General features: G+C 46.9%; 35 protein-coding genes. 2 read left to right on the top strand and 33 right to left on the bottom strand.

All coding sequences use genetic code 11. The features are described 5' to 3' along the window. Nucleotides 1-5: 5 nt before the first annotated feature. Nucleotides 6-710, bottom strand: coding sequence for a septum site-determining protein MinC (gene minC, locus H5079_RS04780; RefSeq protein WP_011330131.1), 705 nt, complete (start codon nt 708-710; stop codon nt 6-8). A 447-nt stretch (nt 711-1,157) separates the two neighbouring features. On the opposite strand from minC, the gene H5079_RS04775 reads away from it, so the two are divergent. Both H5079_RS04775 and H5079_RS04770 read left to right on the top strand, forming a co-directional pair. Then, nucleotides 1,158-1,595 (top strand): thermonuclease family protein, encoded by a 438-nt coding sequence (locus tag H5079_RS04775; protein ID WP_182683577.1) that lies wholly within the window; start codon nt 1,158-1,160, stop codon nt 1,593-1,595. A 76-nt stretch (nt 1,596-1,671) separates the two neighbouring features. Beyond that, nucleotides 1,672-1,947, top strand: coding sequence for a helix-turn-helix domain-containing protein (locus tag H5079_RS04770; RefSeq protein WP_182683576.1), 276 nt, complete (start codon nt 1,672-1,674; stop codon nt 1,945-1,947). Here the strand turns inward: H5079_RS04770 and H5079_RS04765 are convergent. From H5079_RS04765 to H5079_RS04610, 32 genes are all read right to left on the bottom strand, one after another. Beyond that, nucleotides 1,941-3,194: a DNA cytosine methyltransferase gene (locus H5079_RS04765; RefSeq protein ID WP_220488942.1), complete on the bottom strand. Its 1,254-nt coding sequence runs from the start codon at nt 3,192-3,194 to the stop codon at nt 1,941-1,943. The genes H5079_RS04770 and H5079_RS04765 overlap by 7 nt on opposite strands. Before the next feature lie 132 nt (nt 3,195-3,326). Next, nucleotides 3,327-4,079, bottom strand: coding sequence for an Eco47II family restriction endonuclease (locus H5079_RS04760; protein ID WP_182683575.1), 753 nt, complete (start codon nt 4,077-4,079; stop codon nt 3,327-3,329). A 254-nt stretch (nt 4,080-4,333) separates the two neighbouring features. Beyond that, a complete protein-coding gene (locus tag H5079_RS04755; protein WP_182683574.1) occupies nt 4,334-5,200 on the bottom strand; it encodes an FAD-dependent thymidylate synthase in 867 nt (288 codons plus the stop codon). An 11-nt stretch (nt 5,201-5,211) separates the two neighbouring features. After that, nucleotides 5,212-5,397 carry an excisionase gene (locus H5079_RS04750; RefSeq protein WP_182683573.1) on the bottom strand — a complete coding sequence of 62 codons (186 nt, stop codon included), beginning with the start codon at nt 5,395-5,397 and terminating at the stop codon, nt 5,212-5,214. A 3-nt stretch (nt 5,398-5,400) separates the two neighbouring features. Next, complete coding sequence (locus tag H5079_RS04745) at nt 5,401-5,814, bottom strand: DUF3310 domain-containing protein (RefSeq protein WP_179806847.1); 414 nt, start codon at nt 5,812-5,814, stop codon at nt 5,401-5,403. Between the two features lie 26 nt (nt 5,815-5,840). Continuing rightward, nucleotides 5,841-6,443: a helix-turn-helix transcriptional regulator gene (locus H5079_RS04740; RefSeq protein WP_179806846.1), complete on the bottom strand. Its 603-nt coding sequence runs from the start codon at nt 6,441-6,443 to the stop codon at nt 5,841-5,843. Nucleotides 6,444-6,572: 129 nt separating this feature from the next. Continuing rightward, nucleotides 6,573-7,028, bottom strand: a complete 456-nt coding sequence (locus H5079_RS04735) for a hypothetical protein (RefSeq protein ID WP_182683572.1) — start codon at nt 7,026-7,028, stop codon at nt 6,573-6,575. Continuing rightward, nucleotides 7,028-7,576 (bottom strand): 3'-5' exonuclease, encoded by a 549-nt coding sequence (locus tag H5079_RS04730; RefSeq protein ID WP_182683571.1) that lies wholly within the window; start codon nt 7,574-7,576, stop codon nt 7,028-7,030. The genes H5079_RS04735 and H5079_RS04730 overlap by 1 nt, the downstream gene beginning before the upstream one ends. A 218-nt stretch (nt 7,577-7,794) precedes the next feature. After that, a complete protein-coding gene (locus H5079_RS04725) occupies nt 7,795-8,499 on the bottom strand; it encodes a hypothetical protein (RefSeq protein WP_179806843.1) in 705 nt (234 codons plus the stop codon). 193 nt (nt 8,500-8,692) lie between these two features. Beyond that, a complete protein-coding gene (locus H5079_RS04720; protein ID WP_179806842.1) occupies nt 8,693-9,118 on the bottom strand; it encodes a hypothetical protein in 426 nt (141 codons plus the stop codon). Nucleotides 9,119-9,120: 2 nt separating this feature from the next. Beyond that, nucleotides 9,121-9,492 (bottom strand): hypothetical protein, encoded by a 372-nt coding sequence (locus tag H5079_RS04715; protein WP_182683570.1) that lies wholly within the window; start codon nt 9,490-9,492, stop codon nt 9,121-9,123. Between the two features lie 26 nt (nt 9,493-9,518). Further along, nucleotides 9,519-10,904, bottom strand: a complete 1,386-nt coding sequence (locus tag H5079_RS04710) for a DEAD/DEAH box helicase (protein ID WP_182683569.1) — start codon at nt 10,902-10,904, stop codon at nt 9,519-9,521. Then, the gene (locus H5079_RS04705; protein ID WP_182683568.1) at nt 10,894-11,910 is read right to left on the bottom strand and encodes a PD-(D/E)XK nuclease family protein; all 1,017 of its coding nucleotides are present in this window, start codon (nt 11,908-11,910) and stop codon (nt 10,894-10,896) included. The genes H5079_RS04710 and H5079_RS04705 overlap by 11 nt, the downstream gene beginning before the upstream one ends. Beyond that, complete coding sequence (locus tag H5079_RS04700) at nt 11,907-12,131, bottom strand: hypothetical protein (RefSeq protein WP_182683567.1); 225 nt, start codon at nt 12,129-12,131, stop codon at nt 11,907-11,909. The genes H5079_RS04705 and H5079_RS04700 overlap by 4 nt, the downstream gene beginning before the upstream one ends. Then, nucleotides 12,128-14,785, bottom strand: a complete 2,658-nt coding sequence (locus H5079_RS04695) for a primase-helicase family protein (RefSeq protein WP_182683566.1) — start codon at nt 14,783-14,785, stop codon at nt 12,128-12,130. Before H5079_RS04695 ends, H5079_RS04700 begins: the two co-directional genes overlap by 4 nt. 276 nt (nt 14,786-15,061) lie before the next feature. Continuing rightward, the gene (locus H5079_RS04690) at nt 15,062-15,955 is read right to left on the bottom strand and encodes a DUF932 domain-containing protein (protein ID WP_182683565.1); all 894 of its coding nucleotides are present in this window, start codon (nt 15,953-15,955) and stop codon (nt 15,062-15,064) included. A 79-nt stretch (nt 15,956-16,034) separates the two neighbouring features. Further along, nucleotides 16,035-16,415 carry a hypothetical protein gene (locus H5079_RS04685; protein ID WP_182683564.1) on the bottom strand — a complete coding sequence of 127 codons (381 nt, stop codon included), beginning with the start codon at nt 16,413-16,415 and terminating at the stop codon, nt 16,035-16,037. After that, the gene (locus H5079_RS04680; protein ID WP_182683563.1) at nt 16,405-16,542 is read right to left on the bottom strand and encodes a hypothetical protein; all 138 of its coding nucleotides are present in this window, start codon (nt 16,540-16,542) and stop codon (nt 16,405-16,407) included. Before H5079_RS04680 ends, H5079_RS04685 begins: the two co-directional genes overlap by 11 nt. A 52-nt stretch (nt 16,543-16,594) precedes the next feature. Beyond that, a complete protein-coding gene (locus H5079_RS04675; protein WP_182683562.1) occupies nt 16,595-16,954 on the bottom strand; it encodes a hypothetical protein in 360 nt (119 codons plus the stop codon). Nucleotide 16,955: 1 nt separating this feature from the next. After that, nucleotides 16,956-17,735, bottom strand: a complete 780-nt coding sequence (locus H5079_RS04670) for a hypothetical protein (RefSeq protein WP_182683561.1) — start codon at nt 17,733-17,735, stop codon at nt 16,956-16,958. 73 nt (nt 17,736-17,808) lie between these two features. Continuing rightward, nucleotides 17,809-19,860 (bottom strand): DNA polymerase, encoded by a 2,052-nt coding sequence (locus tag H5079_RS04665; protein WP_182683560.1) that lies wholly within the window; start codon nt 19,858-19,860, stop codon nt 17,809-17,811. Then, nucleotides 19,860-20,501, bottom strand: coding sequence for a hypothetical protein (locus H5079_RS04660; protein WP_182683559.1), 642 nt, complete (start codon nt 20,499-20,501; stop codon nt 19,860-19,862). The genes H5079_RS04665 and H5079_RS04660 overlap by 1 nt, the downstream gene beginning before the upstream one ends. 80 nt (nt 20,502-20,581) lie before the next feature. Further along, nucleotides 20,582-20,866: a hypothetical protein gene (locus tag H5079_RS04655; RefSeq protein ID WP_182683558.1), complete on the bottom strand. Its 285-nt coding sequence runs from the start codon at nt 20,864-20,866 to the stop codon at nt 20,582-20,584. Nucleotides 20,867-20,875: 9 nt separating this feature from the next. Continuing rightward, a complete protein-coding gene (locus tag H5079_RS04650; RefSeq protein ID WP_182683557.1) occupies nt 20,876-21,343 on the bottom strand; it encodes a hypothetical protein in 468 nt (155 codons plus the stop codon). After that, the gene (locus H5079_RS04645; protein ID WP_182683556.1) at nt 21,343-21,603 is read right to left on the bottom strand and encodes a hypothetical protein; all 261 of its coding nucleotides are present in this window, start codon (nt 21,601-21,603) and stop codon (nt 21,343-21,345) included. The genes H5079_RS04650 and H5079_RS04645 overlap by 1 nt, the downstream gene beginning before the upstream one ends. Nucleotides 21,604-21,605: 2 nt before the next feature. Then, nucleotides 21,606-22,007 carry a hypothetical protein gene (locus H5079_RS04640; RefSeq protein WP_182683555.1) on the bottom strand — a complete coding sequence of 134 codons (402 nt, stop codon included), beginning with the start codon at nt 22,005-22,007 and terminating at the stop codon, nt 21,606-21,608. Nucleotides 22,008-22,009: 2 nt separating this feature from the next. Continuing rightward, nucleotides 22,010-22,300, bottom strand: a complete 291-nt coding sequence (locus H5079_RS04635; RefSeq protein ID WP_182683554.1) for a hypothetical protein — start codon at nt 22,298-22,300, stop codon at nt 22,010-22,012. A 64-nt stretch (nt 22,301-22,364) separates the two neighbouring features. Then, entirely contained in the window at nt 22,365-22,718 is a 354-nt protein-coding gene (locus H5079_RS04630; RefSeq protein ID WP_182683553.1) for a hypothetical protein, read from the bottom strand. Beyond that, the gene (locus H5079_RS04625; protein ID WP_182683552.1) at nt 22,718-23,179 is read right to left on the bottom strand and encodes a hypothetical protein; all 462 of its coding nucleotides are present in this window, start codon (nt 23,177-23,179) and stop codon (nt 22,718-22,720) included. Before H5079_RS04625 ends, H5079_RS04630 begins: the two co-directional genes overlap by 1 nt. A 570-nt stretch (nt 23,180-23,749) precedes the next feature. Beyond that, nucleotides 23,750-24,166, bottom strand: a complete 417-nt coding sequence (locus tag H5079_RS04620) for a hypothetical protein (RefSeq protein WP_182683551.1) — start codon at nt 24,164-24,166, stop codon at nt 23,750-23,752. After that, nucleotides 24,163-24,753 carry a pentapeptide repeat-containing protein gene (locus tag H5079_RS04615; protein WP_182683550.1) on the bottom strand — a complete coding sequence of 197 codons (591 nt, stop codon included), beginning with the start codon at nt 24,751-24,753 and terminating at the stop codon, nt 24,163-24,165. Before H5079_RS04615 ends, H5079_RS04620 begins: the two co-directional genes overlap by 4 nt. A gap of 882 nt (nt 24,754-25,635) precedes the next feature. Then, nucleotides 25,636-25,860 carry a hypothetical protein gene (locus H5079_RS04610; protein WP_182683549.1) on the bottom strand — a complete coding sequence of 75 codons (225 nt, stop codon included), beginning with the start codon at nt 25,858-25,860 and terminating at the stop codon, nt 25,636-25,638. Nucleotides 25,861-26,204: the final 344 nt, after the last annotated feature.

Genomic DNA, 26,204 nt, shown 5'->3' with positions numbered 1-26,204 from the left:
GAGATTTATCCTTTAACCAAAGCTGAAATTTCTAATGATTCATTTTTTTGTTGTATCTGCACAGCGCTACCCCAGTGTTCACCTTGCAGTGAATCACTGATCCAGTAATTGCCATTAATAGAAACAAGTTCTGCTTCTAAGCGATTACAAAATATATGTGCGTTTTTAAACCCTTTTGCGCCAGCGATTGCTCTACCACGCAGGGTTCCGTATATATGTACGTTGCCATCTGCAATAACTTCTGCGCCATGGCTTACAGCACCTAGTACCACTAAATCGCGATCTTTTGCATAAACTTGCTGACCAGAGCGTACCGTGCCATTAATTATTTGTGCAGGCAAGTGCACTGTTTTTTCAACAATAGACGTATTGGGTTCTTTTTTAACAGATTCACTCTTAACGTCTTGTGAATAATTTAATACAGAGAGGCCAGCTGCTTTGGCTTGCGTATGTTGCTCGTCTGAGCCATTACACACACCAACCGCATTAAAGCTCATACGCTCAAGTAATGATTTTAAATGAACAAAATCGAGAGAGTTATTTTTTATCTCAATTAAGTTAACAACAATAGGCGCACCTTCAAAAAACTTGGGCGCTTGGGCTATTTTTATATACAGTTGCTCTGCTAAAAGGTTTATATCAGTACTGTAAAGATGTAAAACTGATAACGTAAAAAGATTCCCTTTTAGCTCAAAAATTTGTTCTGACATACACGCTCAATTGAATTATCTGATCAGAGATTAAATTTAGATAAACGCAGGCTGAATAAGGCCTTTATTGAAATTTTCAATCTAATTATTCTAACTTATTATTGCTCTCATGTTATAGTGTGAATCATTGTTAAGCAAGAATTATACGTGTTTTTATACACATAGATGAGCATGGATTACCCCCCTATGTTTTATGTGGGCTGCACGATTGACATGGGTTATCATCCTTGATAATCGGTACAGCCCCATTATGGCCCCAGACCCAAAAAGTAGACCCCGAATGGCCCCACAGTGGACCCAGAATTTCCGCGTTTTGGCGCAAAGCACCCGACAACTTTACTCTTTGATTAAAATGGGGTAGGGCATCACTTCGAGTTCTGTCTAGCGCGTTGGGATTCATTACGCTAGAATCGAGCTAATCCATTATGTTAAAAAGGCTAACAGTTCATGCGTTTACTATTATTGTTGCTACTTATAGTCAGTGGCAGCTCTTATGCCGTTAGTATTAAAGATAGGAACCACGGCAGCCTAACAGTCTCAGAGGTCACTTCTATTTATGATGGCGACACATTTCGCGCAAATATCAGTGGTGTACACTCGTTAATTGGCGAGCGCATAGGTATTCGCGTAGCGGGTGTCGATACACCAGAAATGAGAGGCAAGTGTCAGAAAGAGAAAGATTTAGCGCGCAAGGCCAAACAAGTAACAGTCGAAGCCCTACGTTCAGCCAAAGTCATTGAGCTTAGGAACACGAAACGTGGTAAGTATTTTAGGATAGTTGCTGACGTATATGTTGATAACAAAAGCCTGACTGACATTCTAATCAGCTCAGGCCTAGGTGTAGCTTATGATGGCGGCACTAAAGCGAAAAATTGGTGTGAGTAATCATGCTACTCAACTCCAAAAGTGTATGGTAAGTTCTGAAGTGATAATATATGTCTAAAGAAAAAAAGGTAGTAGTATGATCAGCAAAACAAAAAGCTCGTTTTACAGAAGGCTTTTAATAGCGAGCCTCATTGATAGTGAAGTTAATACAATAAAAAAAATAATGGATGAAATAAACATACCAAGAAGAACTGCACAAGATACGATAGCAGCTCTTGAGGAATTAGACATTACCTGTTGCTATCTAGGAGCTACTAAGAACGGATTCTATGAAATCCGCTCTTGGGGAGCTATTGATAAGGGGTGGGTTATGAGTAACACTATAAAAATTAAAGAGACTTTAGGTTACTGACCTTCTAAATTATTAAGCAACCGAACTAATGACCTGCCTATAGCGGCCGCCATATTAACAGGCACAGCATTGCCTATTTGCTTGTAGACTGCGGAAAGGGGGCCTTGAAACTCCCAGCTATCAGGAAATGTCTGTATTCGTGCATACTCTCTTACCTGAAGTGGTCTTGTCTCTAGTGGGTGACACCTTTCAGTCTGTTTTTGGGCAGGAGCTGTAGTTAGAGTCAAGCTTGGTTCTTGCAAAGATAATCTACGCGCCATACCTGTTTTCCCGCCAGATAGGAAGTAACTAGCTTTCATGTACTCACGTTGAAGGTCGTCAGGGAGATCTCTCCAGTAACCGCCGGGCGAAACATGCTCCATTATTTCTTTTTTACGCTCGGGGTATTTTTGTCCCTGAGATGGAGGAACATCAGTTGCATAAAGCTCACCTGCGTAAAATGCATCTTTAAGGGGTAAAATCCTCTTATAGGTCGATGGCCACTGGAAAGTGAAGTCACTGCCCACTAAGTCTTTTCTTATACCTACAAGTATAAGCCTTTCTCGTTTCTGAGGTACTTTATAGAAAATGGCTTTTAAAACCTTCGGCTCAACAAGTACATAACCCAGCTCATCAATAATATCTCTAATTACTTCCAGTGTGCGACCGTGATCATGTTTTAAGAGTGCCTTAACGTTTTCAGCCATAAAGACCTTCGGTTTCAAATCTTTAATTGCTCTGGCCATTTCGAAAAATAATGTACCTCTGGTGTCTTCAAACCCAAGGCTTTTACCTGCGTAAGAGAAAGCTTGGCAAGGAAACCCTCCTGTAACAATATCAACATCTTTTTTAATTCCCTTAAAATCAATGGTTGATATGTCACCTTGGATAACATTCCATTCCGGTCTATTGTGTTTCAGCGTGTTACAGGCGTGCTTGTCTAGCTCATTCAGTAAAACACTTTTGAAGCCAGCAACCTCCATCCCCAACGCTAGACCCCCACCACCTGCGAAAAGCTCAACTAGGTTATAATCTCTTAATGGTCGAATGTTAATTTCTTCATCCCATGTGGAACTCAAGAGGCTTTTAATTTCTTTAAAATGTGTTAGTTGGTCTAGTGGGATTAATTTATTTTCGGGGTTAGGTGTAAGTTCGCCTTTCTTTATCTTCGATTCTACAGAGCGTTTAGGTAGTGATAAAACGTCTGCTAATAACTCTGCACTAAAGCCGTCTTTTATATTTTCTAAATTAAGCATATTGTCTGCCATTGTAAACTGCTGGCGGAGTATAACAAAATACTCTAGTCTGTTCACCAAAAAGGAGCAATGTATCAAATAAAGGGACTAGACGTTAGTCCCTAAGGTCTGTCAAAAGATTAAGCGATTATTTTGAGGCTAAAATTAGGGATTCTCCGCAATATTTAAATCACTAAAACCTTGATATTTTTCAAATGATAGGAGGTAAATACTTTTTAGAATATTAGGAGACAATTCTTTTAGCTCATCGAAAACAGTGTTTTTATGCCCTTTGATTTTGCCTTCGAGCATAACGTCGTCGATAACTTTAGGTATCACTTCACATAGCTTCTTAAATGAGTCAGGTTCGCCTGTTATAATCTCGTAAAACTTATCTATAGATGTGCGCCTGATATTTTTATTTGAAACCGGCTCTCCATCCAGACTTATGTTCCATTTTATGTCTTGACTATTTTTAGCTATTATTTCAACTAAGTAGCATGTAGCTCGATCATCGCGTAAAATTTTATTTTGCATTTTCATATAAGTTTTTTGGCTTGAAGCAGAATTCATTGTATTGTGCTTATTCTTCATTTCCACAAATATCTTTAATCCTTCGTGAACAGCGTCAAAACCCTTAGGGGGCACATGCCAGCCTTTGAAGTATTTAAATATATTTTGATGGAAGTAGCCGATATGATTAGTATTCGACTTGTCAATCTGCCTAAGCGACTCAGATTCGATGATTTGTTCGACTGTTTTATTATAAACCTTCGCATCGAATGTTAATTTGATGGGGTCTACTAGGTTTTTATTAAATTCTTTCAAATTTATTGTGAATCTGTACTTCCCAATAGTGTCTTTTACATGCTCAAAAAGATCGACATCAGAAATAAAAGATAAGCCATATTTTTGCATAAGTTCAGTCCCTTTAAATTGGTTAAAGCGATCATCAATTAGTGTGGCTTTAACAATAGCTTTTAATACTATATTACAGTTTGTTAAAATGCTAGAGCAAGGGGTGAATTCAGTGTTTTACGGCATGATATTGTATTTAATAGTTTTTATATTGAATAGCTGAAACCTTATTCGCAAGAATGCCCCTCTTAGTATACCTAAGGGTACACAGGGGGCATCCCTATCTAATAGTAACTAAGTACGCGTCTTGGGCTTCATCCAGACACAACATGTCCTTTAACAAGCTGTCTGTGTTGAACCCAGCCTCGGAAGTTCCCAGACCAACGAACACCATCGGTATCTACATGCGTTACGCCTATGCGCTTGGCCTTTGTATTACTCAACTTGTGGTATGTTGGAATAGGTGATGCTTGGTGCTCAAAAGGTGACGCATGCACACGGCTACCTGATGTTAATGAGTCAAATATCATACGCGCCTTTTCTACAGACGCATCTAGCATACGGTAGCTAATCTGTGCACAACATGAAACCGAAATCATCAACAGTGTTTGCAAGTCATACTTTTCACGTAGCTCAGGGGTAATGTAAGGCATGTGCCACTCCTGATAGCCCAAATTAGTAGGGTTACTACTATCTAGGGCTAAACTAAGCCGCTCAGCGAGTACACGTATCTCAGGCTGTGCGTCTTCATGGTCGCGTAACCATAAGAAATTCGCCCACTCCGTTGATGTAACCAAAACCTTCATTGTTTGGAACGTTTCTAATATACGATTCGAGACTTGCTTGTGTAGCGATACTTTTTCCATCGCCCAATGTAACCCGCAGGCCACGTTTGATGCAGAGCGCCACAAAGTCCGCGCTAAGCGTAATTTCATACCGTGCAGGCTGTTCTTCGCTTGCATGCCACGCTGGTTCTTGCCCCAATGCACGGGCAATGCTGGTTCCTTCCATACTTGTTCCCTTACTTTTTTTGCAGGTATTGCGCGGGAGCTTGCGGCGTTACGTGAAAAGACACGGTGCGTCATAAGCTCTGCGTGTATAAACCTAGGATATTGTAGTTCAACTGTAGTGATTCGTACACCATTTGCTATTGAATCTGTTATTACATTTGCTGTTATCATAATTATTAGTGTTACTGTTTAAGCCATTCATTAAAATTTACAACATGTATGAGTAATCGACCATCCTGCGCTCTGCGCCAATGCTTTTCCTCAAACAACTGTCCACGTTTAATCTTACTACGTAGTGCGGCGACAGTATAACCTGTCGCGCTAGCCATAGCGTTAAGTGTCACCCACTCAATACCTTTAGCCATCATATTTTATCCCAGCACCAAAGCTTCAACAGAGATAGGGAACAACTCCAGCTGCTTAGCGCGGCTAATAAGCATGTCGTAGTCGCCAGATGATGCCCAAATGAGGGAAACCAACATTTCAAACTGCGCTTTGGCGAACTCGTCAGCTACTGTAGATAGCAGGCGAGTAAGGTGTGCAGCGGTAGCACAGCTAACTAGAGTAGGGCGGTGTACCAGTGCGTCGCGTATATAATAATTCCGCTTACCTTTTTCAAGGTCAGTAACATCTTTCAGGCCATAGCGCCAAACGTATTTGAACGCATTACCTAGTGCAAAATCCATATGCCGTATGAAGTTGATTGCCTCAATACCACGAGTATTGTAATGAGGCGCTTTTTCTATAATGTCAGTGTTAATACTTATTTTTTCAGTGTCCGGCATTCGATAGTCCTGCGGGTTCTAACCGCTTACTTAAATAGTCTGCCCCTTTGGTTCGGATAATACACACACACGACCCGACTAACGTCGTCTTCTGGGTCGACTAAATAGCGTTTACCGCCTTGCCAAAGTTGCTCTAAAATCTCCCAGCCTTCTTCGGTTTCTGCTAAAGTACCTACGACGTTAGGGTTCTGACCCCCACGCACATAAAAAACACTTTCGTTCTCGCGCACTGACCCTTTTGGGTTAATCAGTAACATTGATCCTTTTGGCAGCGCGTAGTCTTGGTAGTCAACCTCGACAAGATACGATTCCTCGCTCTCAAGTATAGTCTCAACGAATAGAGATGAGACACTAGGCTTGCGGCCTGATAAAGTTGTCTTAACCTTAACAGGGCGTCCCTTGACTGCGCCGTTTTTCACGCCAAGGTTTTCAAATTCTGTACCTGTAAAAGCAGTGAACTTCGTGAGAAAGTCAGTGTTTAGTGGTATAGCACCCCTAAGATACTGGCTGAAAGCCGATTGGTTCATACCCATTGCCTTTGCCGCTTTTTCTTGGTTAAGCGCCTCAGCATTTCTATGGGTAGACCACGCTAGTTGTACTTTTTTTAGTACGTCGTCACTATATTCCATTCATATTACCCGTTGTGGTTGCTTTGCTTATAGCAATAGTAACAGTGACACTGTTATTTGTCAATGTACTGCTAAGCCTTGCTAAGCCATGTCTACCAGCGGGATCGGCATCCAGCCTGTCTACTCAGGTCACAGTAGATTGTTGGCCAGCACCCCTATTTTAGTAGTGTTCGTAATGAACATGGCTATTGCGTCATAGTTCAGTGTTTTAGAGCGTTCAGCAAATTGTTCAGCCGTTATACCGTTTACCCACTCTTCGGGGTCGGTTAGTACAACGCCGCACACTTGTCGTTTGTGTTTAAGTGATTCGCAGCCTATTACCACCGCTGCAAGTTCTTTGGCCTCAACGCTTTCCTGTAGCCACAAAAGTTGCTGTAGGGATAGGTTAGGCTTAATTATAGTAGTAGCTCGCTTGGGCAGTGCCTTGAGGAATTTGTACTCAACCCAAAGAGGGCGCACACCCTTTCTATGTCGGTAAAAAGCATCGGGCACACCACCTGCGAAGTTATCGTTAATCTTCCATGATCGCATTATTTCAGGGGGCAAACGCTTTCCAATGTTTGCCGTGTATTGCGATTCAATCATTATAGGCCTAGCGCGTCAAAGCGTTTGAACAGAGTCAGTGCCTGTGCTTTAGCGTCATGTAAAGCGTGGTGTGCAATCTCTGGCTCAATGGCCGTAACATTGGGTGTAAGCGAGCGTAGCGTTCTGTAGCAAAGGTCGCCTTTATATGTCCAAGGTAGCGGGGCATTACACGCTTTGTAGGCCGCTTTCAGTAGCGCGTTATCCATTATAGAGCCATTACCCCATATATTGATCTCGTCTTTTGAGTATTGGCCTGCTTGGTACTCGATGAACTGACTTAGTTGGCGCAGGGCATCAGCTATTCGTGGGAAAGCGTTGTTATTTTTGAATTGGGCACGGGCTGCTTGGTCTTGCTGCATCCACCACATAACGGTGTCTGTATTGATATTCAGTCCAACTGTTTGGCAACTCTCTAGGCTAACCTTAATGTAGAAATCGTCGCCAAGCTGTCGGGCGGCAATGTCCATTGGTACTACGCCAATCGCAATGATAGCGTCACCTGATTCTGTACCCATTGACTCTAGGTCAACCATGAAATCTTTAAACATGAAATTTCCTTCTTGTCTGACCACTCTAGGCCGTGCGGCTGCACCATAATGGAACATTTAACATTTGAAAAGTAAAAAAGTGTAGTCTGGTGTAACTGTTAACACTGGGTTCAAGTTTAGTGTGAAAGTTGATCGGTTCGTATACAACTAATACTTTTAGGTCACAAAAAAAGCCGACCCTTGTGAGGTCGGCCAAAGCCCTAAGTGGAGGGCTTTAATTATGCAGCTTCGGCTTTGTTTGCAAACATAGCGTCGTACATTTCAACAGCTTGCGCGTATAACTCATCGGGAGCATGGGCGACAAGTGATACGTCAAGGTTGAAGAAATTACCTGAGCTATTAGACTCAGACACAACGCCAAGTTGCCAAACACAACCAAAGCGAGGGTTGCCTTGTTTTTCTTCGCCAGCGATAAGTGTGTTCCACGTTCGTGACTTTTTGGCTTTAACCCCCGGCATATCAAGAAGAGCAACTGACTTCGGATTGCCTTCGTCGTCTAGCACTAACACTAGATGAGTTGGGTTCTCTGAAATGTCATGGTCTTTAGCCGCTAGACCTTGCTCTTCTAACGCGTCATAAGCTTCAACTTCGGTGTCGAACGAGCCAACCATACCGCCGCCTAACTTACGTTTGCGCCATACTACAATCTTGCGAGTGAAGTTTAAGTTTATTACGAACATTGACGTGTGAAGTTCTTCTGTAACACTGTTCATGATCATACCAGCTTGAGCACCATCAACGCGACGAGCATTGCCTGGTTCTACTTCTGGGTTGATCATTTGAAGAAGTTTCAAGCGAGGGATTGCAAGGTCAGCTGCTGTTACGCCTTCTGAACCACGACCCACATACGCGCTACGCTCTTCGATAGTTGCTACACCGCCAAAACGCTCATCTTGTACTGCTACTTCTGTTTTCTTCGACATAATATTTATTCCTGATTATTGGTTAATTTGTTAATTCGATATTGAGTCAATTCGACCCGCTAAGATCAATAAACCCCCACAAACTGACTAGGTAAGCGGGGGCAAGCAAGCAACCACAACAATTCACATGAGAGAGAACTAGTTGAGGTCGCATAGTAGTGTTACTACTAATTTAAGTCAATAGTAATACTAATTAATTTTTACGTACTGATATTTTTCGTACTTGAATAGGTGATACACCAACAAGCGATTCGCCTGTACTTAACAGCTCTCTAAAAGGCGCTGCGTTGATTTTGCGCTGTAGGAAGTAGAATGCATCGTTATCTTTAATGTACTCGTACAATGCCTCCCAATCGGTTACAGAGGGCTGTGTTTCTTCGGCCATAGACACAGAGCCAATGCCCGCGTATGACACCTTTTCGCCCACTTCTAGCGTGGCCTTTAGGAAGTTCTCAAGCTCGGCCTTGCGTTCTTTGAGTGCCTTTAGCTGCTCGGCCTCGATCAAAGCGATAGCGCGGCGTGTGTTAAACAGCTCGGTAACAACAGCCTTGCGGTCTGGTAACTCGCTAGCTGGGATGGGTTCTCTAAGTTCTACTGGTAATTCTTCTGCTGCTGACATGTTTATGCTGCCTTCTTATCTTCAAGTTGGATTTCGTCCTTTGGGGCGCGACACTCGGCCTCAAAAAACTCGTGTAATTTGTTCATTGCTAAGTCGAATGCCTGTACTTTCGTGACAGGTGTTGTTTCAAGCTTGGCCGTTAATCGCTTGCACTCAGCCGTAAGCTTAGTGATTTCATCAAGGTTGAAGTCTGTCATGGCTTTCTTTAGCCCTTCGTGCGCTTCATTTAACTTCTCGCGGGTGTCTTCAAAATCGCCGCCGAAGTCAACAACTTGCTTGCGGGTGTTACGAACGTCCTTTACCGCCTCGTTAAAAGCTTCAAGGTCGAAGTCTGATGCAGTGATAGCGAATTTGTTTAATGGTGCTTTGTTCATAATAGTTCTCTCTTTAGTGATATTTGTTAGGCTGCTTGCGACAGTCCTGCGATAGTGTTTAGTAAGTCAATCATATTCATTTGCTTGTCGAGCATCTTTGCGTAGACAATTTCCTCTACGGTATCTTCGGCAGCAATGTGGATAATCTCGGTCTTACGTTCTTGGCCTGTTCGTATTATGCGGTGATTAAACTGCTCATACAGGTCGGCACGATAGGTTGGACTGGCCCATATCACACGGTTTGCGACCGTTAGGGTTAATCCGTGTCCCGCTGACTGCGGGTGTGCGAAAATTACTTGAATGTTACCTTGCTGAAATTGGTAAACGATTCGGTTACGCTCAAGTGTTGGGGTGCTCCCATCAATTACAGCGTATTTTAGTCGGCGTCTTGTGGCCTCTGCTACAAGGCCATCGCGTTGATGTGTCCAGTTGAAGGCCACTAATGCGTGGTCAGTCTCTTCAACTAAATCAAGCACCAACTCGTAACGCTCTTTGTGTACGTTAACTACTGAGCCATCTTCGTTGTATACGCCACCTGATAACGTCTGTAGAAGTTTCTGCATACGTGATCCAGCATGAACGGCATTCAGCATTTCGCCACTTTCCAGCGCCAGTACCGACTCGCGTTTCAAGAACTCATAGTCGCGGCGCAGTTTAGGTGGCAGCTCAACAGATACCTCGCGGTAAATGGTTTCTGGCAACTCCTGCACGTCATTTAGGGCAACGCGTGAAGTAATGTCAGAAAGCATAAGGGTTACATGGTCAGCTGCACCTTCTTTGTCTTCCCACTTCATCGCCCCAGCGGGTGCGCCAAGTACAGGTTTCGGGTCGCATACTTGTTGGCGGAAACCAAAGAAGTTCTTCCCTAAGCGTTCGCCTCGGTCAATCAAAAACGCCAAGTGCCATATGTCTAGTATGGTATTTGGCGAAGGTGTACCGGTCATTAGCGCCATTTTGCCAATGTCACCGGCTATTCGATTGATTGATTTTGAACGCATAGACGCACGGTTTCGGAACGCATCGCCTTCGTCGACAATCAATACATCAAAGTTTTGGGCTAGCTCTTCATTGTCGATCATCTTCACAGTGTCGTGGTTAGTTATAACCCACTGTGCGTTACCTTTTAGGGCTTTGCGTTTCTTGGCCGCTGTCCCTGAGGCAATGGCATAGGTGGTTTCAGGCCAGCCAAAACGTAGGTCTTTAGCCCATGCTGGTGTCAAGATAGACAGGGGAGCGAGTACAAGTACACGCGCCTCAGGCCAGTAAGTCTTTACAGCATGAATGCAGGCCAGTGTTTTACCTGTACCGCAGCCATCGAAATTTAGCACCCGCTCGTTTTCACCCCATAAACGGGCAAACGATACTTGATGCCCGAATGGAGTAAATACTGGTTTAGGCTTTTTAGGCAACATCTAGCCCCCTATAGTGGTCGAAACCACACGCGCCGTTACCGTAAGCCTTGCCTTCTTTGTTCCTATTGCAGCCGTACTCACAGAATCTACATGTGTGGGCGTTGGCAGAAGGGATGAAGTCCTTGGTTGTAGTTAACTTCTTGGCGCGGTTGTGCATGCGTAGGATAAGCATCCCAAGCTGGCGGCGGTTGAATGTTCGGATCATCTTCACGCCTTCGTCGATGTACCAGAACTCAACACGGAAAATATCTAGCTCAGGGTAGCGATACATAGCATGCAGCGCATAGCTTAAGCCTTGGTCAGCGTGTTTCATTTCGTTGCCAAACTTACGACCTGTTTTATGGTCAATGATGCGGCATGAGTGCTCGTTCTCTAACACAAATGCGTCTAGCTTGGCGCGCCCCCAAAGCTCATCATCATCCCACTCACAAGGCGACCAGTCTTTGCGGATGCCCCAGTTTTCTTCCATTGTAACTTTGCCCGCGCGGAACTCTTCGCGTAGTGTTGTAAAGTCGTCGGATAACTGGTCAAACTTAGTGCGTGGGTCTGCTGGTAGTTCGGCGATATTACCTCGCACCCATTCTTCGCAGCCATCGTGAATCATTGTACCGCGCTGTGCGGCCTCGCCTGACTCAACATAAATCTTGTCTACTTTGCCAAGTTTTACTGCCCACTGACAGTTTTCAAACTTCTTGAGCGTTGAGAATGACCATGCTCGGACTGCGGCAGTAGGGAAGTCGATAACCATTGCGCCTCGGACTTCTTCGCGCGTTTCTTTTGCTTGTTTAAGTGCATTCGATAGAGCATTTAGGTCGCCTGCTTTTTTAATATTGGTCGTTGGAGCCTGCGTAACCACAGACTTTTGATTTGTTGCTTTGGCACGAGCGCCTAGCATTGCTGCTAGACCCTCTTTATTTGCTGCTTTGTCGACGACTACAACTTCTTTCTCAATCGACTTTTGGCCTGTTTCAAGCGCCTTAGCCTTTAGCTTTTCAGCAAAGTTCATTGGCGCTGCTCCTTAGCGTGGCGGCGCAGGAATGCTGCACAGTTATCAAGGCCAATATATACATTGTCTTCGTAGGCAATGGCTGGTGCTGAGCGCAGGCCATGCGGGTTCGAGTCAGCAATGTCTACTTCGGTTAAAGTTGTATTGGTGAATGTCGCGTAGGTGATAACATCGTCACAGAACTTACATGTTTTTGACGTGTAAAGAATTGGGTTGGTCATAGGTTAATTCCCTCGTTCGAGTATATTGCGGGTTCAGCGGACTTCTCTAACATTTCTCTGGCCTCAGCCATTGCCTTGTCAAAGTCGTTGCTTGTTCTTTGATTTGCGTTGATAGATGCCACGTTCTTTGGTAAAGCACCGTTGGCCTCTCTAATTTCTTCTAAAATGTCCAAGTCGCTGTATGCCCACACAACTTCAACACAGCGAGGGCGAGAAGGTAATGCCTTATGCGCCCCGACAGGATGAGACTTGCGTTTCTTTTCAACGTCATGGGTTGATAACATGCGGGATAGCGCGTTATCTGATATTTCTTTACCCGCTAGGTAGCTGTAGAGCATCCGTAGGTCTTCGGGCAATATGTAACAAGGTTTGCCTGTATTCACATGCTCTAGGTTCGCGGTTAAGAACGTCTTAACGCGTGTTAGCTGGGCAAACTCTTTGGGTTCAAGGTTCGCGGCTGACTTATCTAAAATGCCTATGAATACGCCAAAGTCGCCATCACGTAATGCAGAGAAAAAGCTATCGGTTGCGCTCATGCCTGCTTTTTGTGTGTCGATTCGAGCTTGGTTCATCAGGATAGAGCTTGCTTGGTTCATGTCGATGCGAAACGAACGCAGGTAGGTGGCAAATGCCGCCAGCTCACCTTTAATCAAGGTATCAGTGTTCTCTCGGTGCGCTTTTATGTAGCCTAAGCGTGTTTCAAGGTCGCGCTGCTGTCTTGGTGCAATGTTGTAGCGTCGTTTATCCGACACAGGCATGGCATCAAGGTCATTCGTTGCAAAGATGAAGTTCAGTCGCTGTGTAACCTCGCGCTGCTGTTGCTGCATCTTACGTAACATCATGGTTGGCTCAGTGATACGCGTTTTCAGTAGTGACGCTGCTTTGGTTAAGCTGGCCGCCCCGCGCATGTTGAACTCATCGACCATGAGTAGCATTAAATCTTCCATCCAGCCGTTGAACTGGTCGTCCGCAATACCTTGTAACGTGTTCTGCGCTACATATTGCTGGCCGATAAGTGGGCGTAAAACAGCTTTGAATAACAAGCCTTTACCTGTGCCCTCTGTCCCGTGAACGAGCCATGCTGTCTGCGTCTTATCACGTTTCTGCATGATGTACGCGAGCCAGTTAATAAAGTGCTCGAAACAGTCCATATCGTCGCCCAACATGTTCAGAATAATCTCTGATATAACAGGGCAGTCGTAGTGCAGCATCCAAGCATTGCCATACGTTAATGTTTCTTTATATGGGTGCTCAGTTTTGTCGCGCATGTATATCGAAGGCTTGAAGCGGTTGATGTAGTCCTTATCCCCAACTGAGAATTTGGTTTCTTCACGATTTGGATCAAGTGTTATGTGCATCGCAGGTACAGGGTCGGGTACTAGCTGGCCGTAGTGCTTTAACCACTCTTCGGCTACCTGTGAGTTGCGTCGCTCGTTAAGCTCAACAATCTCGTCGTTCTCGCGGTCGTACTCCATCGTGATATATGAGTCAGATGTTTGGTCGATGAACATAGAGCGTTGCACCTTGCGGTAAACGCCTTCTTCATCGCGTACTTCCTCGTAAGCTTCACCATAACGCTCAATGTGCTTAGCGTATGCCTCAGGGTCAGCCGACTTGAACATGAACGCAGGTTCGTCAGGCACAAAACAACGCACAACTTCTGGGTTTGAGCGAGCTACCCAATACGCATTGTTCTTGCTACCACCAACGTTGTAGCGCACAAACTCGGAATCTTCGTAGGCAAACTCCATGCGAACCGGTGGCGGGTTAGCCATTACGTTCATTGGTCTGCCATCTACGTTAATGCGCGTGAACTTCGGCTTGTGACGAGTGATGCCCGCCTCTTGCTGTAGTTCCTTAATCTTGGTGTCACGTATTTGGTTGATCGCATCCATTCGGTCATGAATGCTCTCAAGTAGTGGGTCTAAGTTAAGTAGCAGTTCGTCCTTGTCAACTACCACGAAACGCTCGTCGTCATTGGCGAAGGGGTTAGGCTGCTTGGGTCCAAAACTTGGCGGGGCAACATAGATAAGTCGTGATGGCTCAGCTAGGCAAGGGTCAATTACACTCTTTAATCGTGTCTTAGTTTTGGTTAACTTTAAACGCTGGTAAATATCCATTTGTGAATAGTTAAGCGAGGTCAACCAGTCCTTTAACGCACGGTGCGAAACAGGGTTCTTCAACAAAAAGTGTATGTGTACCGACACCTCATCTTGGTTCAGGCCAAACGAGCTAGAGGCCATCGCCATATACGAAACGCCATGCAGTGAAGTCGGTAGCATTTCAATTACCGACTCGGCCACATCACGCACATCAGCGGTACGGTAACGCTCTTTAACATCACCTTTCAGCTTAAGGCCATCAACATCTAACACTAAAAAGCTAGTGCGAGCATCTTGATCAACCATGTTACGGCGTGACTCATACACTAAAGGGCGGGTGAATAAGCCCTTGTACAGTGCTCGCCCGTACTTAGCGTTCTCAAGGATTAGGCTGCGATAGCCCTCCAAACCTTCTTCTTCTACATTCAACTCTGCTTCATGCGACGTCAGCTTTGCAGCAAGAGGGTATGAGCGAGAACTGCCGTCCGCTAGGCCGATAGTCTTGCGCAATGGCCCTATTTTGCTGTGCGCGGAAACAAAGTGTAGTTTCATTGTATTTATGCCTCCCTTGGGTATTTGTCGAAATCGTCTGCACAATCTGCGTCACAGAACAATTGGTTTGGGATATGTACCAATGGCTCAGCGCAGTTGTAACAGGCTTCTTTGGGTTCTAGTCGCACAGTAACTATCCGTGCGTTCTTGAGCTGAGCGGCAAGCATAAACTCTTGCTGCTCAACAGATCTGTCTATGAAATCGGGCATATTATTTTTGTGTTTATTAGTAGGCTGTTAAGTAGTTTAGCAGTGTTACTAATAACATTCACTAGTTTTAAGCCGCCGCTTTGAATAGTGGGTGTCCTAAGAAACGGGAAACGCGGGCTTCACGCTCTAGTACAATTGCAGGCGCATTAGGCTGGCTGGCCGATTTAATCGCAGCGTGTGTTGACCAGTATGTCAGCGTGTTGAAGAACGCCCACATCGTTTTGCCAAGTGTGCCACTCTCTGCTAACCATATGTCGAACAGGCGGGTGTTCATGGCCGCAGAACCACGAGAAAAAGCCTTAATTAACGCTATGGCCTTATCGTCTGTACAAAGCTCTTTAGACCATCTTCGCCATTGCTCGCCCATTCGCATGAAGTTATCGACAGAGGCCGCTACACGCGTTTTTACTTCGTCCACTTGGAATCCTGAGGTGTGGCGAGCAACATAGTTTGATACATCATCACCAACGACCATACCGTTAGCACACACAAGGCGATAACCACCCATGTTGATACGCAGGTTCGTTGACCCATCGTAGCTGTTAATTACATTTAGTCGCAGGTTGGTAACGTCACGTCGCCCACGGCCTATGCTGATTTTGTGCTCAGGGAAAATGTACGAACGTATCGAGCGGCCACCTTCATAGGCAACAGAGTCGACAATGTGCATGCCGCTAGTGTCCAATGCCTCAGAGCCACGGATAGCTGAGTCAACGCGGTCGTACACATCGGCATTCTTAATCAGTGTGTAGCGTTGGCCGTGTACTGCCAGCACTGTGTTAGTGTCTTTGCGTACAATAGCCTGCAAGTCACGGTCTGGTAAGCCTGTTAACTCGGTTAGTGGTCGGCATTCAACAGGGAAGAACAGCCCAGCCGACGCGTGTATTTGCGCTGCTGATTCTTTGGCACGAACTAGGTTCAAAACTGCTGGTTGGGTAGGGAACTTCAATACTGCGCTCATGTAAAATCCTTGTGGTGTGGTCTTTTATGCTAAAAAAGGGCACTAAAATGTGCCCTGGTCTTATTGTTAATGCCCGGGGTTAGTCGAGCCGTGATGTGACCCATTTGCCATTGTCGCGTACTGCGGTTATGCCATATGGGTACATGATTACTTGGTCGTCGCTGTCTAGGTCTCGGATCGTAATGATTGGGACAAGCGGCTCATCTTGCGGGTAGTGGTACACGTAGTTCTCGTCCACGGTTGCCTCGCTGCTCCAATTGGTGCCATAGACGTAGTTGTCGTCTAAGTTCTCGCGGAAGGTCTTGCCTCCCTCGGTGGCGAACTTCGGTACGAGGCCGCAGTATTCAATCATGTCCTGTGGTGACATCTCGGTATTAAACACCGTAGACTTTGCTGGGTTAGTCTCGATTACGTAAATCTTTTCCCCAACGTGGACTGCACCTATTTGGTTATTCTTCATTTCGTTTCTCTCTTACTGCAAGTATTACAAGGGCGGCTGCTAGGTAAATGTCACCCGCTGTTACGGCTGCTGGGTCACGGCCAAAGAAGTCACCAAGTACGCTAATGGCTAGGAACGCAATGCACATGAACAAAGGGTCGAAAAGCCACTCAGAAAGGGCGCTAACGTACATTTTAAGCTTATTCATTTAGGTCACACCGTGGGCAGTCAAGCTCAACAACGGCCATTTCTGAGCCATCGGGCATAACTGATTTGGTTTGTCGGTAGCTTGGGCGTAAGAACTCATTGCACTTCAAGCAGCGGCGGTTGTGCGTTTCTTCGCGGTCGCCAGCGCCATGCACCGGCTCGTGGTTTGCGTACTCGATTAAAGGGTGAAACTCGCCCTCAATTCGGTTCGCTACGTGTTTCTGTGCCTTCTTTAAGTTAGCGAACACCATAATGCTATCGTCACTGTCTTTAAGCACCTTAGGCTCAGCGTCAGGCATTACTAGGAGTACGACAGTTGGCTTTGTCGTTGCGAAATTGTTTGGTTTTGACATGTTATGCCGCCTTCTTTATTTCTTTGATGAATTTGGTCGCCACTTTGTGCATGCGGCAATACTCGATAATATGGTCTTTGGCTATCTGCGTATCTAGCTCGCTAGGTGATGAGTTAGTCGCCATTGCCCAGTTAATATCGCCCGTAGTCGTCAACACACCTTGGCGGGTAATCCCACGGTCGCGGTGGTGAAACTCAATAACTGGCGTGTGGGCTATGCCGCCATACGCGTTGTCTTTGTTCACGAACATGTGCGGTATCATACGAACGCTGTTGCCCGTTACAGGGTCAATGTAAAATGGCGCGTAGCCCTCAGCCTTCATCTTACGGGCAAGCTCAGTGGCGTTCTTCATCGCCTCAACTTTCTGCTTGCGAGCGGCATCAACGTCGGCTTTAAGCTCAGCAATCTTGGCCTTTTGGTTCTTGTTCACTTTCTCAAGACGCTTAGGGTCTAGCTGCTGTAACAACTTAAGCTCAGCACGTAACTTCTGCACCTCGGCACGGTCAATACCTTTGTGCTCGATGGCCTTATCAATCACGTCGCTTTGTTTGTTCAGCGTCGCGTTTTTCTTATTAATCACCGCTTGCATGTCAGCCACCTGTGCTTTGAGTTCCACGATGGTTAGGTTCTCGATTCGCAACATAGTGCACTCAGCCTCAAGCTCTTCGATGCGGTCAATGGCCGCGTTAAACTCGTCAACGGTTTCGTTGTGTGCCGCAGCTACGGCGATTATCTGTTCTAAAATGCTCGTTGCGCTGTCTGCAATATTTTGTACTGACATGTTCATTTCTCTCTGTGTTGGGTGAAAAAAGGGTAGGGGGTGTCCAGTCCCCTGACCCTCGGGTTCTCATTTGTTACTTGGAGTATTCTTTCGCGTAGCCACCTTCGTTAGCTAGCGGTAGGTCGGATGCCCAATCTGGTGCAATTGACATATTGCGTTCCATAATGGCAAACGCTTCATCTTCGCGGCCTTCACGTAATGCAGCCAATATCTCATCGTGTACGCTGCCCATTACCCAACCTGTGCCTGTGTCGCTAAGGTCGCGGTCAACAGATACAAGCTGCTCGGCTAGAATGTCACGCGCCGTTGCTTGAGCGATGTTCTCAATAAGCAGGCCGTGCCATAGGTATTTCAATAGTGGATTGCCCCAGCGGTCGTACTTGTCTGAGTCAAAAACCACTTTCATTGATACACCGTTGCGGGTTTCTTCACCTTTGTAACGTGCGTTGCTGTACTGCAATACTCGGCCTGATGGCAGCTCAACCGTGTCCTTGCGGGCAATGAATGAGTTGTTAGGACCAAAGGCCAGCTCGCCACCGTTAACGATTACAGGCATCACGTTATTCGCTAAGTAGTGCCACATAGCCTTGATTGCGTAGTGCTTGAGGTCGTAGGTGTTCTTTACGTTCTTACAAAAGTTGTCGTCTTTGAACATGGGTTCCATGCCCATAGGACCACTCGCTAGGTACTGCTGGAATCCAAACCAACCCATCGAGAAACCTAGGCCTAGTGCCGCAGCCTTACCCATTTGTCGCTCGTCGGGGTGGGTTTTCTTATTCACTTCATAACCGAATATGTCCGTAGCGATTGCGCTGTATAGGTCATAATTTGGATCGTCACGAAAGTTCTCTAACAGGTCTGTTTGCCCACAAAACCACAAGTTCACTCGTAACTCGATGTTCGATAAGTCACACACGCCGATTTGATAGTGCTCTGGTGCGAGCATTGACAAGCGGTGCTTACCGCCTCGCGTGTTGTTCTGCTGGTTAAGGCGTTGACCACCTGACCAGCGGCCTGTCTGCCCAGCCCCATAGTAGTTGAGGAAAAACGGCATACATGCGTCGTTGAACCCACGGCCACGGAAGGTGTTAGATACACTAATCATGCGCTCTGCACGGCTCTTGGCAATGGTAGACTTCACACGTTCACGGGCTTTGTAGAGCACTGCATATTGCGGGTTATCTATTTGCAGGCGAATGTACTCAGGGTCGCCCTTGCCTAAAGCAGGTGACAACAGCCCCGTAGTCTTCGATATTTTCTTAGGCACACGTAGGTCAAACTCGCGTAACAGTGCTTCATACTGCGGGTTAGAACCGAATGTCTTAGGTGAAATGCCCAAAATATTGTTGTCGTTACAAAACTGAATGGCCGCAACAACAGCTTCACCATCTTTGCGGGTTTCATCTACGATCACTTCTTCAAGCAAGTCGTTTCGTATGTCAAACTGCGGCTCAATGGCACCACGTAACGTAATGTGCATGGCGCGAATCTCGGTGCTCGCTGCAAGACCAATACGGGCGATGTAGGCAAGGAACAATCGGCGTAACAAGTTAACGTCTTGTCTGCAATACTTGGCGAGTGATTCGTGTTGGCGCGGCGTAATGTAGTCATACATAATCCCATCAACGTCAGCTAAGTCGTTGCCTTTTCGCAGTGCTGGGTCGTCAGGCCACTCGTCTTTAGCACACGCATTAAGTGATGCTGGCTTGTGGGCGGCTAGGTACTTACGCATCAACATGGTGTCAAAGTAAAAGTCGAACTCAACACCATGAATCCAATTACAAATAGCGCCATCGAACACCGTATTATGAGCAACAAGACCGACTCGCAGGCCATCAGCTCTGGCGTCTTTCAGCTTTTGCATCTGTGATTTATAGTAGTCTTGCCCATGGCCGTAACTGATTTCATCGTCTAGGTCGATAACAGCACCTAAACCTGTCTCATGGAATCTGTCACCTAAAATGTACTCAGGGTAGGTCAGCGTTTTAAGGCTGTACGACTTAGTGCCTTCGTTAGCCCGCGACTTGTAGAATGTCTCCCAATCAAGGAAGACGATAATGTCGAGGCCAAATGACTTCTTAATTACTTCAAGTGCCACGCGGTCGTCTTGGGTAAAGGCGCTCATTAGCGCGCCTCCTCATCTTCAACTTCTAGGTCATGCTCTTCGACTTCATCGAACGTGTCGGTGTCGTCTTCGTCGCCACGTAAGATGCTGTCTAGCGATAAGCCTTCTTTCTGCTCTTCGCAATATTCGTCAGGGATAATGGCCGCAAGGTCTGGGGCTTCATCAATCACTGTGCGTAATGTCTTGTGCGTTTCTAAGTAGGCGGTTATGCGCTGCTCAATCTCGTCCGCTTGCTTTTGGACAAGGGCACTCTTAGGAAACAAGCCCATTATGCGCTCTTCAAACATTGGCAGGTCAGCGAACAGTGTGTTGTTCACGTTGCCAATCTGGTAAGCGTAAGGGATAGGCATAACGTCACCGAACTCAAGGTTCATGATTGACGTGCGGTCTGCACTTGTTACCGTAATATGCGGGGCAGTGGGCAATGTGCCCTCCATGATGGTTGATACGTCTTGACCATCAGCGCATAAGTTGCAAATGCCGTACATATCGAACAGGGCAGCGTAAACTTCACGGCCAAGTGTCGCTAGCTCTTGGTTAAGGTTGTCAATGCGTTGACCCATTTGCGCTTTAACAACAGCCTGTGCAATCTTGCGGCGGTTGTAAGCATTAAGACGTAAGCCTAATTTGATTTTTTTCATGGTGGTTATTCCTGTACTGGAGTAGGTGTTAGTGACTTGCGGCAACGCTACTCAATAATTAAGTAGCGTTACTGTTAATGCTAAGCGTCGAGGTGCTCGGCTAGCTGCTTAAGGGCTGCGTCGCACTCTTCGATACAGAACTTAAGGGCTTTGGCACTGGTTTCGATGCCGTCTAATTCTTTACGGTACAGCTCAAGGTGGCGGATAGCTTGGATTGCCTCTTGCTGGCTCATGGCCTGAACGTCTTTGCCATAAACATACGTTACACACTTCACAGGCTCTTCCCCAAAGAAACTGTGCGGTGCTGGTATCTTAGGCGCTTGTGCTTGCTTGGCGTTTGTTAACTGGCTTTGAAATGGTGACATGGTGTTCTCCTATAGAGCTTGGGTAAATGTCTCAAGCACACGTGCTGCGGCTTGAAGTGCTTTGATTTGGTCGTGTGCTACAAGGCGCTCAGCATGTGAGGCATCCTGCGAGTTGCGTAACTTTGATAAGCCTTCGGTCAGCTCTTCGAGACACAGGGCAGCGGCGTTGATACTGTCGGTCGATGTAGCGTTGGCGCTGCTCTGGCCTGCGGTGGTTAGCAGCTGCTTGGCAATGTCAGCAATGATATGTTCGTCAACACGCTTAGAAAACATGTCGTATATTGCTTGGCCGTGGCGGTGTGACTCAACAAAGTCAACAACGAACTCCATTACGTAATCTTCGTCAACGTCACCTAATACGGTTTCAATGTCGTTGCCATCTTCAATCGCGTCGCTCATCACTTCTTGTAGGTCGACTGTTACGTCGCGTGACTCTATGTGTGAGTCTTCAAGGGTAAACCTGCTAAAATTAGCCATTAAAATGCTCCTAAATGCTGCTTTAATATAAGGTACTCGTCATATGACACCTGCTGTGCGCCATTAATGACGTAGATGAACACGTCGTCAATGTAGGTGTCTGCTCGGTGCGGGTGCTCTTCCAGCTCGTTGTGTGACTCGGCAGCAAGGGCGCTGGTTATGGCCTCCGCCCCGTTATAAGCCTCACCTACTAGTTCAATTTGCTTTTCGTAGCCTCCGGTATGAACTTGGATGCTTACGACAAAAGGGTGTGTGGTCATGGTTATCTGTACCCCCAATGCTTTTCCCAATCCTCTTTAGGCGGGGCTGCCCCATGCTTTATGACATAGGCTGCGCGCTCTTTAGCTGCACCTAAGTCGTCAGGCCACCATGCGGCGAATAGGAAGTCCCATTCTGCGCTGAAAAAGCTGCGTCCTGATATTTCGGTCGAATACTGTGTGAAGTTGAAAGTGTCTTCTGACCAAAACTTATCGGGGAAACCATCAAGCATGGCTAGTCGTCCTGCGAGGCAGAACGTAGTGCCACACTCATGCGCCTCCCGTGTCATGTACTCAGGGTCGCGGTGTACACTGACACTGCTGAATGACATCATATCTATGGCGAATGGCTCAAGGTCTATGATGCGCTGGGCAACCTCTTGATACGTACTTAGTGGTGTGGTCATGGTTATGCTGTCTGTGCTACGCGGCTCTTGCTCACAAACAGTGACTGTGGGCGTTGGCGCGCGTTAATATCTTTATGGATTTGCATGTAATTCCACATGCGGCCACCGTTCTCAAAGCTGTGCGAGCGCATACCGGTGTAGTGCTCGATGTTGGCCGTGCGAAGGTTAACCTGGTCTATGCGATCATGTGCTTTGGCGTTGTCGCGTGACATGGCACGTACTTGTGATTGAAGCTTGATGACTTCGTTACTCAAATGGTCAATTCTTTTCTGTTGCTCTCTGTTGGCAAACATAGGTGGGTACTCCGTTATCCGTTTGGTGGCGGGTCGCCCCACTTGGAGGACCCGCATAAAAAGGTTACGCAACGCTGTCTTGTGCTGCGGTTTGTGCTTGGCTACGCACTAGGTCATAGTAGTCAGGGTTATTCATTGCATGCTCTCTGGCATCTGACAGTGCGCTCGATAACACAGCATCAGTAGAGGCGAGTACTTGGATCAAAGGAGACTCACCAAACTCGTTGTGTGCCGCTGCTAGATGCGTCAAGGCCATAAGGTAATGTGTCGCAAAGGCATTTATTATGTCGTCTGCGGTATTGGCTGAACTCATAAGCATCGGAACAATCGAGTCAGACAGCTTTTCAGTCGGCGGTGTCGTCGCAACAAGGTCGAGCATAAGCGTTGCTAATTCTTGGTTCGGGTCACTGTATGGCATTATGCAGCCCCTGTTTGTGCCGCACGGCGGGCAGTGCAGCGTCTACACTCGCAATCATCCACTTCTACGTCTTCTTCGCTTTGCCCTTCGCTCGGCTTGCGGCCTGCGTACTCTACTTCATAGTTGTTGACAATAGACTTGTGGAAAGCCTTATCAGTGGCTAGGTTCGCTCGTAACTGCGACACTTGGTACTCTAGGTCGTCAAACACTTCCTCAATAGCTCCGCCAATGTCGCCAAGGTCAAAGTCTTTAAGGGCAGGGGCTGATTCGACAACGAATGATATTAGTGTTGCTGTTAAAATCTTAACGCGTGAACTGTGGTCTGTAACCGTGTCCATCATCATGGTCGAGATAGGAACGTACAGTGGTAATGATGCTATGCGATCGCCATCTGTCATGTGTTTGCGGATAGTGGCGCTAAGTTTTTCTGCCATAATAGCGTTTTCTAGAACTGTTTTCATTGCATGCTCTCTTCTGTAGTGGATAGTTAATTAGTGGGTGATAGATTAGTATTTTGTAGCAAATGCTACTGCTAGTAATAACAGCGTTACTACTAACGATACGCACAGTAAAATAGTTCGTACTATGCGTCCCTCGGCCTTACGGCGTCGTTTCATGTATCTGGTTGCGCTAGGTGTCATAAGTCCCTCAGAGGTCGATACGTGGCGTATTCGTTGCCATTCCCATCATATGCAACAACATGGTCGCCATTGAACAGGTAATCCGACACTTTGCCGAATGAATGGCTTGAGCTGCTTGTGTGGCTTGAGCTGTCCACTGCTGAACTCTCTAGCTTAACGCTGTTGGTCTGCACACGAATGACAGTGCGGGTTACAGTTCTGCGGCCATCGGGCATAGGTCGTGCGAAAGTGGTTTCCCATCTTGAGCCAAGGCTAAGTGCTCGCTTGAACTGTGACAGGTTAGTGATTCTGGGTGCGGGCATCTTGTGCTCTCCGATGGTGGCACTCTAAAAAGTTGCAGCATAGTATAAGCACTGCTAACGCATGTCAACAGTGTTACTACTAAAAAGATTAAGCAGCGATTTGCTGGGTAGCGTCCAGTGGACGGGTAAACAGCGTAGGGTGCTCGGCCTGTGGTTTCAGGAAGTTTGGTAGCGGCTCTAGTCCTGCTTTGGTGAACTCAACAGTGACAGTGCGCCCTACTAACTCGCCAAGGTCGGTCAGGTTCTTGATACCCAATGCGTCCAGTAACATATCAAGCTTTCGTTCCCACAAGGCGCGTGATTTGGGCGTTGTGGCGGCTAACAGGTGGAAGTTGCGGAAGTAGTAAACCCCCACTCTGCGGCCATCAAAAGAGGCTATGCACTGCATGTTAATTGCTGGGTCGCCTGCGCCGTTTATTGATGCGCCTTCAATGTGAAACGCGTAGTGGCCGACGTCAAAGTAGGGCTGTTGGTAGCCACGGGTTCTCGTAAATGCGGTACTCATGCTGCTATCTCCAACTCAACTGATGGGACAGGTGCGGTAAGGCGGCCTAATGTATGACACAGGGCAAGCATACTCGTAACCTCACTCTGGTAGGCGGTGTCCGTGTGCTCGTGAATTGTCGATTCCCATACGTGGACTGGTGCGCTTTGACTGTTAACTTGCAGCGTAGTCGGCGTTAATAGGGCAGATAACACCGTGCCATCGGGTAGTCGGCGGTCGAGTGCGTACCAGCCAGCGGGCAGTAGTGCCGAACGTAGGTCGACAAGCCCAATATCTGTGGGGCTGAACGGTGATGCCGACAGGTCAGATTGCGACAGGTTCGTGTGGGACAGATTGACGCCATCCAATGCACAGCCTGTGAACTTCGCTTTGTGGGCGTTGACAAAGGATAAGTCAGCCTCGGCAAAGTTACAGTTGATGAAGGTTGACAGCGAGAGGTCAGCGAACATAAGGTTCATGCTGGCGAAGTGACAGTCGATGAATACTGCATCCGCGAAGTTGCCCGTCTGGCTGCTGGCCGATGTTAAGGTCGTAAAGTCTGTGCCGTGCTCGACACGTTTCATGATTGGGGTCGCTTGTTCTTTCATTGGTAAACTCCTGTTTTGTGGTGGTTGCCCTCTGCTGGGCGGTGAAAGCGGTGATAAAGCAGCTCGGTGCTCATTAAGTAAACGAATATCGCAAATCGTCTATTTAATGAACATAGTGTCCACCTTTCGGGTTTTGGGTGTCCATGTTGCACGAATGTTAGAGGACACTTTTTGCGTCAAGTTTGTTAGTGCTTACTAACCCCCCGCACCCCCATATGACAGTTGCGAAAGGATTATCCCTGTACGTTTGTTGAACGCTGTCCACCTTGTCCACCTTGTCCACCTTTTTTATACCTAGGATTGGGGAATAGTTTTCTGTCAGAGAGGTGTTAAGGTGTAATATAATAATTAATATGTAAATTGAAGCTGGAAAAAACATGGACAAGTTGGACAAGGTGGACAGACAAGCCCACAGCCCCTGTCAGGGCTGGATTTCGAAGGATTTGTAAAGGTGGACAAATGGCACATAAAGGTGGACACCCCCTGTCAAAAGGTGGACACTCCCCAGCATTTGCCCTCCAGCATTCCGACCCATAGCCTCCGCCACTTGTCAACTAATATCTTTCCGCCCCAATCCGCGCCAAATGCCCATAAGTACAACTCAGCCATCGTAACCCGTTGAATGCCAAAGGTTATCCGCTGGCTGTTTTGCAATTATCTATTATTCAGCACCCAACTACCAATAAAGGGCGTTGCTGCGGGAGAGCAGACGCTTAGCCTCGTTCGCTAATTGCCTAGCCTGCTCCGCGTGATGTTTAGCCCGCGCTGGCAAGCCGCGTGTCATCGCATCCTTCGCCGCCTGCTCCTGCTGGTAGGCCGCTGTCTTGGCGCTACGTGCTCGCCCAATCATATCCATCTGGCTCATGCCCATCGTTATATCCCCTAAGCCGCTAACGGTAATGAAGGTTGCTCGCCCAGCGATAAGTAACTGTCTATCGCCCGCTGTTGCACCATAATGTTGAAAGCCGCCTGATAATGCGTGGCCGCCAGTCGTCGCTCGCCCAGCAGTAGCCAATGCTGATACTGGTTCAGGTGGTGCAGTCCTCGGCCAAGAGCAGCCAACCTATGCTCAAGCTCTCGGCCAGTCGCTGTCGGGTCAGCTATCAAGTGGCGGCGGTGCAATGCGTTAATCGGTGTCATAATATTCTCCAGTCTGTAATGAAGGCCAACCAGTAGAGGCCGACCAATGTGTGGTGAAGGCCAACCAGTAGAGGCCGACCAATGTGTGTCGTAGGCCAGTCGCCAGTCGATGCGCGGCAAGCTCGTGTCAAGCGGCAAAGGGTCAGCAGCCCGTGGCAAAAGGTAAGGTCGCTCGTCACCCGCCAAATAGCCTCTGCCATTTGATACTCATCAACCCTGTCTACGTTGCTTTTATCGAACGAACCAAACCGTCTTATCCGTAGAATCTGAATAACAAACAACGAATAACAAACAACAAATAACAAACAACA

This window comes from Pseudoalteromonas sp. SG44-5 (assembly GCF_014164175.1).
GTDB lineage: Bacteria > Pseudomonadota > Gammaproteobacteria > Enterobacterales > Alteromonadaceae > Pseudoalteromonas > Pseudoalteromonas nigrifaciens.
This window is presented reverse-complemented; position numbering and strand designations above follow the sequence as displayed.